Source organism: Streptomyces sp. ISL-43 (genome assembly GCF_018614195.1).
Lineage (GTDB): Bacteria > Actinomycetota > Actinomycetes > Streptomycetales > Streptomycetaceae > Streptomyces.
In genome coordinates this window covers 71,646-84,360 of record NZ_JAGGOT010000025.1, presented here as the reverse complement: position 1 = coordinate 84,360, position 12,715 = coordinate 71,646, and the positions used below count along the sequence as shown (strand labels likewise).

Annotated in this window: 10 protein-coding genes and 1 pseudogene; 7 read left to right on the top strand and 4 right to left on the bottom strand. The window is 72.5% G+C overall.

Features of this window, described 5'->3' with window-relative positions:
• Positions 1 to 151 precede the first annotated feature (151 nt).
• The 5 genes and pseudogenes from J7F03_RS14815 to J7F03_RS14795 all read left to right on the top strand — a co-directional run bounded on the left by J7F03_RS14815 (position 152) and on the right by J7F03_RS14795 (position 4,526).
• The gene (locus J7F03_RS14815) at positions 152 to 2,215 is read left to right on the top strand and encodes a SpoIIE family protein phosphatase (RefSeq protein ID WP_214949617.1); all 2,064 of its coding nucleotides are present in this window, start codon (positions 152 to 154) and stop codon (positions 2,213 to 2,215) included.
• A gap of 474 nt (positions 2,216 to 2,689) precedes the next feature.
• Positions 2,690 to 3,124 carry a hypothetical protein gene (locus J7F03_RS14810; RefSeq protein WP_214949606.1) on the top strand — a complete coding sequence of 145 codons (435 nt, stop codon included), beginning with the start codon at positions 2,690 to 2,692 and terminating at the stop codon, positions 3,122 to 3,124.
• A gap of 131 nt (positions 3,125 to 3,255) precedes the next feature.
• A pseudogene (locus J7F03_RS42645) lies at positions 3,256 to 3,423 on the top strand (phosphodiester glycosidase family protein); the annotation flags it as partial.
• 19 nt (positions 3,424 to 3,442) lie between these two features.
• Positions 3,443 to 3,535 (top strand): phosphodiester glycosidase family protein, encoded by a 93-nt coding sequence (locus tag J7F03_RS14800; RefSeq protein WP_214949603.1) that lies wholly within the window; start codon positions 3,443 to 3,445, stop codon positions 3,533 to 3,535.
• A gap of 211 nt (positions 3,536 to 3,746) precedes the next feature.
• Positions 3,747 to 4,526: a hypothetical protein gene (locus tag J7F03_RS14795; RefSeq protein ID WP_214949601.1), complete on the top strand. Its 780-nt coding sequence runs from the start codon at positions 3,747 to 3,749 to the stop codon at positions 4,524 to 4,526.
• A 48-nt stretch (positions 4,527 to 4,574) separates the two neighbouring features.
• Here J7F03_RS14795 and J7F03_RS14790 read toward each other — a convergent pair whose 3' ends face one another.
• The 4 genes from J7F03_RS14790 to J7F03_RS14775 all read right to left on the bottom strand — a co-directional run bounded on the left by J7F03_RS14790 (position 4,575) and on the right by J7F03_RS14775 (position 8,694).
• Positions 4,575 to 5,078 carry an FBP domain-containing protein gene (locus tag J7F03_RS14790; RefSeq protein ID WP_214949600.1) on the bottom strand — a complete coding sequence of 168 codons (504 nt, stop codon included), beginning with the start codon at positions 5,076 to 5,078 and terminating at the stop codon, positions 4,575 to 4,577.
• 66 nt (positions 5,079 to 5,144) lie between these two features.
• Positions 5,145 to 7,127, bottom strand: a complete 1,983-nt coding sequence (locus J7F03_RS14785; protein ID WP_214949599.1) for an ABC transporter permease — start codon at positions 7,125 to 7,127, stop codon at positions 5,145 to 5,147.
• Positions 7,128 to 7,278: 151 nt separating this feature from the next.
• Positions 7,279 to 8,103, bottom strand: a complete 825-nt coding sequence (gene modA / locus J7F03_RS14780; RefSeq protein WP_214949598.1) for a molybdate ABC transporter substrate-binding protein — start codon at positions 8,101 to 8,103, stop codon at positions 7,279 to 7,281.
• Between the two features lie 195 nt (positions 8,104 to 8,298).
• Positions 8,299 to 8,694, bottom strand: coding sequence for a molybdopterin-binding protein (locus J7F03_RS14775; protein WP_214949597.1), 396 nt, complete (start codon positions 8,692 to 8,694; stop codon positions 8,299 to 8,301).
• A 134-nt stretch (positions 8,695 to 8,828) separates the two neighbouring features.
• Between J7F03_RS14775 and J7F03_RS14770 the strand changes: the two genes are divergently transcribed.
• Together J7F03_RS14770 and J7F03_RS14765 are read left to right on the top strand one after the other, a co-directional pair.
• Positions 8,829 to 9,218 (top strand): RNA-binding S4 domain-containing protein, encoded by a 390-nt coding sequence (locus J7F03_RS14770; RefSeq protein WP_214949596.1) that lies wholly within the window; start codon positions 8,829 to 8,831, stop codon positions 9,216 to 9,218.
• 315 nt (positions 9,219 to 9,533) lie between these two features.
• Entirely contained in the window at positions 9,534 to 12,569 is a 3,036-nt protein-coding gene (locus J7F03_RS14765) for a carbohydrate binding domain-containing protein (protein WP_214949594.1), read from the top strand.
• Positions 12,570 to 12,715 lie beyond the last annotated feature (146 nt).

The window sequence follows — 12,715 nt, the reverse complement described above, 5'->3', positions numbered from 1 at the left end:
GGGAAGGCGGGAGGACGGGGAGGCCGTCCGGCCCCCGTCCGGCCCGGCGCGGCCGGCCGAAGAGTGGCACCCTGAAGGTGTGGCCGAGAGGGGACTGACCCCACAGGTCGAGTGGCCCGCCCGGACAGACACGAGCCTCGCGCTCAACCGCATGGGCACCTTCGACTGGAACCTCGACAGCGGGCAGATGTATCTGGACACCACCGCCCTCGAGGTCCTCGACCTGCGCCCCGAAGAGTTCACCGGCACCCCCGCCGGGCTGCGCGCCCGCCTCGCGCCCGGCGAGGAGGCCCGGCTCGACGCGCGCGTCGCGCAGGCGCTCAAGGCCGGCCGCGGTCACTACGGGGCCTACGTCCGCAGCCGCGCCCGGGACGGCTCCCCGGGCTGGGCCCACATCCAGGGCCACATCCTGCGGGACCAGCACGAGCGCCCGTACCGGATCATCGGGATCATCCGCGACGCCGCGAACGATCCCGGCGAGCCCGGAGCCGGCGGGGAGCGGGACGAGAGCCGGCGGCGGCTGACGGGGGTGGTCGAGCGGACCACGGCGATCCTCGCGCACGCCCGCACGGTCAACGACGTCACCGACATCCTCAAGGACCCGGAGGCCCTCGGTCATCTCGGCGCGGTCAGCGTCATGCTCGGCGTCGTCGACGGCGGACGGATCCACCTGGTCGCGGAGGGCCGGCTCGGCTCGTACGTACCGGAGATCGAGTACACGCGGATCGACGCGGCGCTGCCGATGAGCGAGGCCGTACGGACGCTGCGGCCCGTGTACCTCGGCTCCCGCGAGGAGTTCCAGAACCACTACCCGTTGCTGTGGCCGTACATCGAGCCGCTGGCCGTCCGCAGCGGGGTCTACCTTCCGCTGATCGCCCACGGCCGGCCCATCGGCGCGCTCGGCCTGCTCTACACGCGGGATGACTACTTCACCGCCGAGGAGCGCAACGTGCTGATGGCGCTCGGCAGCGGCATCGCGCAGAGCCTCCAGCGCGCCATCCTCTTCGAGCAGGAGCACGACCTCGCCGAGGGCCTGCAGCGGGCCATGCTGCCGCGCCGGATCCCGGAGGTGGCGGGGGCGCGGATCGCCGTACGGTACCGGGCCGCCCGGATGGGGCGGGACATCGGCGGCGACTGGTACGACGTGATCCTGCTCGGCGAGGGCCGCGTCGGCGTGATGATCGGAGACGTGGAGGGGCACGACACGGACGCCGCCGCCGTCATGGGCCAGCTGCGCATCGCGTTGCGCGCCTACGTCGCCGAGGGGCACACCCCCGGCGCGGCGATGGCGCGGGCCTCTGCCTTCCTGCGCGAACTGGAGACGGAACGCTTCGCCACGTGCACGTACGCGGACATCGACCTCACCACCGGCATGGCCCGGCTGGTCCGCGCCGGGCACCTCGACCCGGTGGTGCGGCGCGGCGACGGCAGCTGCCACCGGGTCCAGGTGGTGGGCGGGCTGCCGCTGGGCCTCCCGGCGCGCGAGCCGTCCGGCCCCGGTGCCGGCTCCCCCGCCGGTCCCGGCGCGTACTCCGAGGTCGGGTTCGCCGGGGGGACGGGATATCCCGTCACCAGTCTCGAACTGCACCCCGGGGACACCCTGCTGCTCTGCACGGACGGCCTGACCGAGCGGCCCGACGGCGACTGGGACACCGGCATGCGGGAGTTCATGGAAGCGGTCCGGGACGGCCCGGCCGACGTGGAGGAACTAGCCGACGTCCTGTGCGAGCTGGTCGGGGACTCGGGCGGCGGGGACGACATGGCCCTGCTCGTACTGCGCCGCCGGGGCACCCCGGCCCAGCGCGGCGGGGGCCCGCTGAGCCACACCCTGACCCCCGGCGACCCGGACGCCCCCGCGATGGCCCGCCACCTGATCAGGGCGGCGGTCGCGGCGTGGGGCGCGCGGGACCAGTGCGACGGGATCGAACTGGCGGCGGACGAGCTCATGACCAACGCGCTGGTGCACACCGACGGGGTCGGCCACATCAGCATGCGGCTGACCGCGGAGGGCCGGATCCGGATCGAGGTCGAGGACACCAGCAGCGCCCTGCCGCAGCGGCGCGAGGCGGACGACTGGGCGGTGTCGGGGCGCGGCCTCATGCTGGTGGACCGGCTGGCGGACGCCTGGGGCGTCGAGCCGCGGGGCGGCGGGAAGTGCGTGTGGTGCGAGTTCGCCGTCCCGGGCCGCCCGGACCCCGGTGCCCCCGACCCGTGAGCCCCCGCAGGGCGCGGCCCGGCGGCACGGTCCGCCGCGCCCAGGCGCCCGGCGCCCGGTGAGGCGTAGGGCCCGGGGGCACGGGCGGCAGCCACTTGCTTACCGGGCCGCGTACGGGCCCTGCGCGGCCCTGCCGGTCCGCAGAGCCGTCAGCTTGTGCACGAAATGGATCGTGAGGAGACGATGCCCATGGCGAGCAGGAGTGGGATCTCGACGAAGCCGGCCAGGCCCATCAGCATGTCCGGCAGGCCGGCGCTGTCCTCGGTTCCCGCGTCCGGGTAGCCGCCGTCCGCCCACTCCTGTCCGGACAGAGGTGCCAGCGCAGGCGGACGTGCCCTGTTACACGCCCGTGACGGTCGACGGACAGCCTCATGAAGTCCCGCGGTCAGGCTCTTAACAAGAGGGTAAAAGAGACATTTCGTCCTTCGTCTCCTGGAATCTCCCCCTTCGCCGCCTCTCACTGGAGAATTTCTCATGGCTCGCACTTCCCGGAAGCAGCGATTCGCGATGTTCGCCATTTCGGCCGCGTTCGTCACGGGAGGCGCGCTGGTGCCCACCAGTGCATTCGCCGCCCAGGCCGCGCCGCACACTACCGAGGCAACCGCGTTCGCAGCCGGTGACGTCGACTTTGCGAAGAGTGGTCACGAGGGCACGGCCGACAAAAACGAGCGGGGCGGCCAGGACAGGCCGAAGGGCAAGAAGAACAACAAGCCTCGGGACGTGGAGAACATGCCGGGCTGCAAGTTCTACCAGGGCAAGGTGTACTGCGAGCAGAAGCCCGACAAGCCGAACCCCGTTCCGACCCCGGACACGGGTGCCTTGGACCGGGAGAACCCGGACCGGGTTCCGGCTCCTGCTCCTAACCCGGCCTCGGACTCGGGCGGGTTCGGCGTCGAATTGGAACTCTGACCTGCGGTTTGTCTGCTGATGGGGCCGCGCTCGATTGCGGCCAGGATCTCGCCGGGTGGAGTCCGCGCACGGTCGGTTCGCTGAATGCTCGGCCACGACGAGGACGTACAGCGCTGGAGTGCGAAGTCGGGGTGCCGCAGGACCACGACGGCGAGCCGAACAACGCCGCCGACCCGCGTACCGCCCTCGGCTTCTCGCGCGACGGCCGACGGCTGCGCGTGGTCACGGTCGACGGCCGCCGGCGCGACAGCGGCGGGCTGACGCTGACGGCGCTCGGCCGGATGATGCACCGGCTCGGCGCCTACGACGCCGGGCCGGATGGTGCACCGGCTCGGCGCCTACGACGCCCTCAACCTGGACGGCGGCGGCTCCTCGACCCTGCTCGCCGCGCTGACGGGGGAGCCGGCCTGACCTTGGAGACTCCCCGTCCGACGGCAGGCCGCGCCCGGTCCCCAACGGCCTCGTCCTGACCGCGCCGGCCGGCTCCGGCCGGGCGGCCGGGTACCGGATCGACCCCGTCGGCGGCGCCGCGCGCGCCTTCCCCGGCCTGAGCCGGACCCTCAAAGCCGCCCCCCCACGACAGCGCCCTCGGCCCGGTCACGACGCGCAAGGCGCCGCCGCCGTGATCGAACCCCGGGACGTGGCCCTGGAGTTCGACCGTTCGCGGTGGAGCGTCACCGACCACGGGCGCGGTCGGTTCATCGTGACCGCGCGAGTCCCGCAGGCCACCGCGGAGTTGCGCGCCTCCGTGCGGGGAGCTTCGGTGGACGCGACCGAACTGGCGCTGGGTGTCGGCCTGTCGGACCATCCGCTCGCGGATCTGCAGGACGCCGGGCGGTGGACCGGCCCGGGCGCCGGGCCCGGGAAAGGACACCGGGCCGGGGGCTCGCCCACTCGCTGCCCGCCGGCGGCGGGCCCGCCGCCGCGGCTCCGCCCCGGCCGCTCCCCGTACGAGCCGGCCCGCTCGCTCTCCCTCCAGGTGAACGGCGACGGCTCCGGCGCCGGGCCCGTCGTGGAAGTCACCGACGCAGACGGGCGAGTCGCCACCCTGCGCGGGCCCGTCGCGGACTGGACCGGCTGGCGGGAGATCAGCCTCCCGCTCCCGGCGATGGCGGAGCGGCCCTTCGCCGTGACACGGATCTCGGCGGCGGCCGCGCCGGCACGGACCGCCCTCGCGACCGCCGCCCGGGAAGCGGGCACGGGCGCGGTGGCCGTCGTACAGCCCTACGCGCCGCGGGTGGTCGACCGCAAGGAAGCCGCCCTGCGGCTGCGCCTCCTGGCGGACTTCCGGCGGACCACCGGCGAACGGGCCGCCGTCATCACGCTGGGCGCCCCCGCTTCGAGGCCGGCCGCACCGAGGGCGTTGTCGTCCTCCCGGCCCCGCACACCGGTCGCACCTTGATCGGCGCCGACGCCGGCGCCGCGGGCGACTGGCTCGCCGTGCTGCCGGCTAGCCGGTGACCCTGGCGGTGAAGGCGTCGAGGTTGCCGAGGGCGCGCTCGATCTTCTCGCCCACGGTCAGCGTCTCCTCGTAGCCCCGGGCCTTCAGCTTCGGCTGCCGCTTGCCCCTGACGTACAGGGAGCAGGCGAGGTCGGCGCAGATGTACGTCCCGACCGTGTTGCCCTCGCGGCCGCGGGCTCCGGCGAGCGGGGCGACGAGGAGGGTGACGCCCGAGGAGGCGTGCCCGGTCAGGCAGATCTGGCAGATGCTGGACTTGAAGCCGCCCACGCGGTTCGCGGCGGGGACCCGCAGCGAGATGCCGACGGCGCCGCCATCACCGCCGGGCCGCACGATGTGGGCGCGCAGCGGGGCGGCGGGATCCACCCAGCCGAGGAAGTCGAGGTCCTCCCAGGGGAGTTCGGCGAAGTCCGTCGGCAGCTTGAGGCGCGCGGCCTCGCCCTTGGTGCAGTTCACGAAGGAGGAGCGGATCTGTCGGTCGGTGAGCGGGTCCATGAAACGTACGCTACGTGGCGAAAAGATCCCTGGTCACCCCGTTTTCCGGGGACGGCCCCGGACGACCTAGAGGCGGACGAGGGTGACCTCGGTGGCCTTCACGCTGGTCCACACCTCGGCGCCGTCGGTGATGCCCAGCTCGGCTGCCGCCTCCGGGGTGATCTCCGCGACCAGGTCCGGCGTCCGCGCCGAGCCGATCAGCACGCGCAGCCGGCTGCCGACCGAGGTGATCTCCCGTACGGTGCCGGGCCAGACGTTGCGAGGGCTGCCGCCCGGGCGGTCCCGGTGCACGGACACCGCCTCGGGGGCGATGATCGCGAGGGCCTGCGCCCCCTCGGGCAGCGCCTCCGCCACCACGAGACGGCCCCCGCCGGCGAGCTCCAGGCCGTGGGCCGACGCCGTGCCGGGCCACGCGTTGCGCCCCAGCATCCGGGCCACCCACGGGGAACGCGGATGCCGGGTGACCTCGGAGGGCGGCGCGTCCTGGAGGGCCTTGCCGTCGGCGAGTACGAGCACCCGGTCGGCCAGGGAGACCGCCTCGACGGGGTCGTGGGTGACGATCAGGCAGACCCCGCCGAAGCCGGCCAGGTGGGTGCGCAGGGTGTGCCGGACGTGGGCGCGCGTCGTCTGGTCGAGGGCCGCGAGCGGCTCGTCGAGGAGCAGCAGCCGGGGGCGGGCCGCGAGCGCGCGGGCGAGGGCGACGCGCTGGGCCTGACCTCCGGAGAGCTGGGCGGGCTTGCGGCGGGCGAGGTGGCCGACGCCGAGCCGGTCCAGCCAGGCCTGGGCCTCCGCGCGGGCCTCGGCGCGCGGCACCCGGCGGGCGCGCAGCCCGTAGGCGGTGTTGGCGAGTGCGGTCAGGTGGGGGAAGAGCGCGCCGTCCTGGGGGACCCACGCGACCTGCCGCTTGTGCGGGGGCAGCGCGGTGACGTCGGCGTCGCCGAGCCTGAGGTCGGCGTGGGCGCGCGGGGTCAGGCCGAGGAGCGCGCGCAGCAGGGTCGTCTTGCCCGCGCCGTTCTCGCCGACGACGGCGATGGTGGTGCCGGGTTCGGCGTCGAGGGTGAGCTCGTTGAAACCGGTGACGGTGGCGTGCAGCGGCCAGTGCCCGCCGCCGGGCGGGGAGGCGGGGGAGCCGGGGGAGGCCGGGTCGGCGGCACCCGCTGACGGTGCTGCCGGGCTCGCGGGACCCGCGGTCTCCGGGCCGGGGGCCTCGTCGGCGACCACGGGCGACTCGGGCGCGTCACGGCGGGTGGCGGGGGTGCCCGTCCACCGCCCGCGCAGGGCGACGAGTACGGCCATCGCGATCGCGAGCAGCAGCAGGGACACGGAGGTGGCGGCCTCGGGCTGGTCCTGGAGCAGCAGGTACACCTGGAGCGGCAGGGTCTGGGTGGTGCCGGGTAGGTTGCCGGCGAAGGTGATGGTGGCGCCGAACTCGCCGAGCGCCCGGGCCCAGGTCAGCGCGGCGCCGGCGATCAGGCCGGGGCCGACCATCGGCAGGGTCACCGTGAAGAACACGCGGACCGGCGTGGAGCCCAGAGAAGCCGCGGTCTCCTCGTAGCTCTGCTTGAGCCCGCCGAGCGCGCCCTCCAGGCTGATCACGAGGAACGGCATCGCGACGAAGGTGGCCGCGAGGACCGCACCGGAGGTGTGGAAGGGCAGCGTGACGCCGAAGGTGCCCTCCAGCCAAGGGCCGAGCAGCCCGCGCCGGCCGAAACCGAGCAGCAGGGCCACACCGCCGACGGTCGGCGGCAGGACCATCGGGAGCAGTACGAGCGAACGCACCAGCGCCTTGCCCTTGAACTCGACGCGGGCCAGCAGCCAGGCCAGCGGCACCCCGAGGACGAGCGAGATGCCGAGCGCCCACAGGGACACCAGCAGCGAGAGCCTGAGCGCCTCGACCACACCGGGACTGGTGAGGTGCGTGGCGAGGTCGCTCCACCGGGTCCGCGCGAGGATGCCGAGCAGGGGCATCAGGAGGAACGCCACGGCGAGCAGTGCGGGGATCGCGAGGGCCACGGGGGGCCGGGCGCGGCGGGTACGGACTGGGCTCATGTGGGTTCCTGGTTGGGGAAGCTGTGGCGGCGGGTGAAGCGTAGTGCGGTGGGAGGCGGTACCGGATCCGTCCGCGTGCCGGACACGCGGAGCGGGGCTGCCCGTCCCCCGGACCGGGCAGCCCCCCCACGTCATCGCACCCGAAGGCCGGTCACGCCTTCTGGAAGCCCGCGTCCTGGAGGATCTTCTGGGCCTCCGGGGTGCTCAGCCAGGCCACGAACGCGGCTGCGGCCTCGGCGTTCTTGGAGCCCTTGAGCGAGGCGGCCGGGTAGGAGGCCACGGCGTTCTCGGCGTCCGGGATGTCCACGACGACGACCTTGTCACCGGACTTGACGGTGTCCGTCTTGTAGACGAGACCGGCGTCGGCCTCGCCCAGCTCGATCTTGCTCAGCACGGCGCGGACGTTGGGCTCCTGGGAGACCGGCTTCACCTCGATCTTCTGCGCGTCGAGGATCTGCTTGCTGTAGCGGCCTACGGGGACCTCGGGCGCGGCCAGCACGACCTTGATCTTGGTGTCGGCGAGGTCCTTGAGACCGGCGACCTTGAACGGGTTGCCCTTGCCGGTCGCGACGACCAGGCGGTTCTTCGCGATGACCGCCGGGTCGTTCACCTCGGCCTTGAGGCCGTCCATGGTCTTGGTGTCGGCGGTGACCAGCGCGTCTGCCGGGGCGCCCTGCTTGACCTGGGCGGCGAGCTCCTGCGAACCGGCGAAGGAGAACTTCACCTTCGTGCCCGGGTGCGCCTTCTCGTAGACGGCACCGGCGGTCTTGAAGACGTCGGTGAGGGAGGACGCGGCGAGCACCGTCAGTTCCGCGGCCTTGGGCTCGGCGGACGCGGAGGCGCCGGGGGTGGCGCCGGTGGCGTCGTTCTTCTTCTCGTCACCGCTGCCGCAGGCGGCGAGCGCCGGTACGAGGAGGGCGGCGGTCAGGGTGAGGGCGGCGCCGCGACGGCGGTTCGGGGGCCGGGTCGGGGACATGGGCTGGTGCTCCTCGGTCGGGTCGGCGGCCGGGCTGGTGCCGGGTCCGCGCGGTGGTGACCCGCGCCGGTGACGGGCGGAGCGGGTGGGGGCGCGTGGTGCTGAGCGGAAGTGTCGGGTGGACTACCGGGCGCGGGCGCGTGCGCGGGCCTGCGGCCGGGGGAGTGCCAGGGCGCCGGTCCCGGGGTACGGGGTTCAGGCGCGGTCGATGTGCACGCTGGTGGACTTCACGCGGGCGGTGGCCCGCATGCCGACCTCCAGCCCGAGCTCTTCGACGGCTTCGCGGGTGAGCAGGGAGACCAGGCGGTGGGGACCCGCCTGGATCTCGACCTGGGCGGCGACGTCGCCGAGCTTGACGGCGGTGACGATGCCCGGGAAGGCGTTGCGCGCCGACGTGTAGGTCTCCCCGTCCTCGGTGTGGGCGCCCTGGCCCACCTCGATGGAGAAGGCGGCCAGGGCGCGGCCGTCGATCAGGCGGCGGCCGCTCTCGTCGCGGTGGGTCGAGACTCGGCCGGCGTCGGCCCAGCGGCGTGCGGTGTCCGGGCTGACGCCCAGCAGGCGCGCCGCCTGACCGATGGTGTAGGACTGCATGTGCCACAAGGTAGGGGGAACCAGCCAGCATTTGCAATTCTATTGGGATGATGTACATGGCAGATGCCATGTCTCTTGTCGTAAGCACCAAAACTGATTCCGGTTCGCCCGGTCCGGATCGCTAGAGTCGGGGTATGGCTGAAGAGGGAAGCGCGGGTGCGGGGTCGGCGCGGGTCGACGTGTGGATCTGGTCGGTCCGGCTCACCAAGACGCGGGCGATCGCGGCTGCGGCGTGCCGTGCGGGCCACGTCCGGGTCAACGGGGAGCGGGCCAAGCCCGCGCAATCGGTGCGCGCTGGGGACGAGGTGCGCCTGTTCCACGCGGGGCGGGAACGCATCGTGGTGGTCCGGCGCCCGGTGACCAAGCGGGTAGGCCCGCCGGTCGCCGCCGAATGCCTGATCGACAACAGCCCGCCGCCGCCGACCCCGGTGGAGGCGGCGGTGGTCGGCATCCGCGACCGTGGCGCCGGCCGGCCGACGAAGCGCGAACGCCGCGAGATCGAAACCCTGCGCGGCAGCCGCTAGGGCGTCAGGCTGCCCGGAGTGATCGCGGGCCGAGTGGTTCGCTGACGACCGAAGCCCGGTCCGGCATCGCGCCGGACCGGGCTTCGGCGTTTCCGCGCCCCGACCGCCGTCGGGAAAATTTCTGCAAGGGATTGCGCCCCTTCATCCGAAAGGGGTGGCCGGTGGCGCCCCGGGGCGTGGAAGGTGGCGAAATTTCTGGCTCACGAGGGCTTCACGTGCTGGTGACACCGCCAGTAACCTCCCCGCAAAACCTTGCGGCAAGTTTTCAATGCCGCGAAGCCGCAGGGCTGTTGGCCCCGCTTCGAGGAGCAGACCTTGAGATCACGCGCACGATCACGCCTCAGGTGGCGGCCGACGGCTCTTGCTCTGGCCGTCGCCGGATGTCTGGCGGCGATACCGGCGGCCGCGCTGCCGGCCGTCGGCGCCCCCGCCGCCTCCGGCGCGCGGGTGGCGACAGCCGCCGCGGTGGCCGCCGCCGACAACACGGCGACGGTCTTCTACTACACCAAGACCCGCAACTGGACTGCGTACAACCTGCATTGGGCGCCCGACGGCGGAAGCTGGACGACCGTGCCCGGCGCCGGAATGGAAGCCGCCTGCACCGACTGGGTGAAGAGGACCGTCAGCCTCGGCTCGGCCGCCGGCCTGCAGGCGACCTTCAACAACGGCCAGGGCACCTGGGACAACAACGGGGGCAAGAACTACGCCCTGGGAACCGGCGCGATCACCGTCAAGGACGGGGTGGTGGCGCACAGCGACCCGTGCGCCGCGGACCCCGGAACGGGCGGCGGCACCGGCGCGACCGCCACTGTCTACTACTCGACCACCACGGTCGGCTGGTCGACCGTCAACCTGCACTGGGCGCCGACGGGCGGATCCTGGACCACCGTCCCCGGTACCGGCATGGACCCGGCCTGCACGGGCTGGGTGAAGAAGACGGTCGCACTCGGCTCGGCCGCCGGACTCGCCGCGACCTTCAACAACGGCAACGGCATCTGGGACAACAACAACGGCAGCAACTACGCCCTCGGTACGGGCGTGTCCACCGTGAAGGACACCCGGGTCACCGCGAACGCCGCCGACCCCTGTGCCGCCGTGGTCCCCGACACCACCGCGCCCACCGCGCCCACCCGGGCCCAGGCCGCCGCCACCGACGTGTCCATGGTCGTGACCTGGGACGCCGCCACCGACGACCGGGGCGTGAGCGGCTACCAGGTCACCCGCACCGGCGGTACCAAGGGCGCCGTCGTCACCCACACCACCTCCACCGTCCTCACCGAGTCCGGCCTCGAGGAGCGGACCGCCTACGCCTACACGGTCAAGGCCGTGGACGCCGCGGGGAACCTCTCGCCCGCCTCCGCCGAGGCCGCCGCCACCACGGGAACCCGGCCTCCGGCCCCGGCCGGGTCCGCGCCGCTGGGCGGCGACCCCCGCAAGGATCCGATCTACTTCGTCCTCACCGCCCGCTTCAACGACGGTGACGCCGCCAACAACCGCGGCGGCAGCCAGAACGTGAAGTCCGGGAACGCGGCCAACAACGACCCCATGTTCCGGGGGGACTTCAAGGGGCTCGTCGAGAAGCTGGACTACGTCAAGGCCCTCGGCTTCTCCGCGATCTGGATCACCCCGGTCGTCCTCAACCGCTCCGACTACGACTACCACGGCTACCACGGCTACGACTTCTACAAGGTCGACCCCCGTCTGGAATCGGCCGGAGCCTCCTACCAGGACCTGATCAACGCCGCGCACGCCAAGGGTGTCAAGATCTACCAGGACGTGGTCTACAACCACAGCTCCCGCTGGGGCGCCAAAGGCCTGTTCACGCCCACCGTCTACGGGGTGCGCGACGCGCAGTGGTCCTGGTACTACGACGAGAAGCAGACCGGCTTCGAGTACGACGGCCTCACCGTCGACCCCAAGAGCGGCAAGTCCTACTACAACGGCGACCTTTGGTCGACCGCCGAACCGGTCGGCAACACCTGCGTCAACTGGGGAGCCGCCACCCAGTACAAGAGCGCCGAGGGCTACACGATCTACAACTGCCAGTGGCCGAACCCCACTTCTGGCATGTTCCCCAAGGCGCTGTTCCACCAGTGCTGGATCGGCAACTGGGAGGGCGAGGATGCCCGTTCGTGCTGGATCCACGAGGACCTCGCCGACTTCAACACCGAGAACGCCGCGGTCCAGAACTACCTGATCGGCGCCTACGACAAGTACATCGACATGGGAGTGGACGGCTTCCGCGTCGACACCGCCGTGCACATCCCCCGCGTCACCTGGAACCGGCGCTTCCTGCCCGCCATCCAGAGCCGCGTGGCCCAGCAGTTCGGTGCCCAGAAGGCGAACGACTTCTACGTCTTCGGCGAAGTCGGCTCCTTCGTCAACGACAAGTGGAACCGGGGCTCGGCCAACCAGTCGGCCCAGTACTACACCTGGAAGGAGTCCGCGACGTACAGCGCGGACGATGCCACCGCCGCCGTCCAGCAGTACACGGGCGACAACGACCCGGCCAAGCAGCCCACCAGCAACAACGCCTTCCTGAGCGGCAACCTCTACCACGCCCCCGACCATGCCAGGTCCTCCGGCATGAACGTCATCGACATGCGCATGCACATGAACTTCGGTGACGCGAACAACGCCTTCCAGAACGGCAAGGACTCCGACGACAGTTACAACGACGCCACGTACAACGTCGTCTACGTCGAAAGCCACGACTTCGGCCCGGGCAAATCGTCCACCCGCTACGCCGGTGGCACCGACGCCTGGGCCGAGAACATGGCCCTGATGTGGACCTTCCGCGGCATCCCGACCCTGTACTACGGCTCCGAGATCGAGTTCCAGGCCGGCAAGCAGATCGACTGCGGCCCGACGTGCCCGCTCGCCACCACCGGCCGGGCGTACTACGGGGACAAGATCGCGGGTTCGGTCACGGCGGCGGGCTTCTCCAAGGTCGGCGCCGCCACCGGAGCGGTCGCCGCCACCCTCGAATCACCGCTCGTCAAACACCTCCAGCGGCTGAACGAGATCCGCCGGGCCGTCCCCGCGCTCCAGATGGGCCAGTACTCCACCGAGGGCATCTCGGGGAGCATGGCCTTCAAGCGCCGCTACACCGACGCGGCGACCGGGCAGGACAGCTTCGCCCTCGTCACCGTCACCGGCGGTGCCGCGTACACCGGCATCCCCAACGGCACGTACAAGGACGCGGTCACCGGCGACGTCCGGACGGTCACCGACGGCAAGCTGTCCGTCGCCGCCCCCGGCAAGGGCAACCTGCGGGTCTACGTCCTGGACCTCCCCGGCGCGGGCGCCGCGCCCGGCAAGGTCGGAGCCGCCGGCCCCTACCTGAAGTAGCCACCGGTCATCGCAGCAGGCCCGGGTCGGCGACCTGGGCCTGCTGCGTTGTCCGGACTTCATCCCGTGGCGCGCAGGGTGCGGTAGGCCGTGTCGTGGAGGTGGCGGATGACCTGCGGGTCGGCATCGAGGGTGTAGTCGGCGCC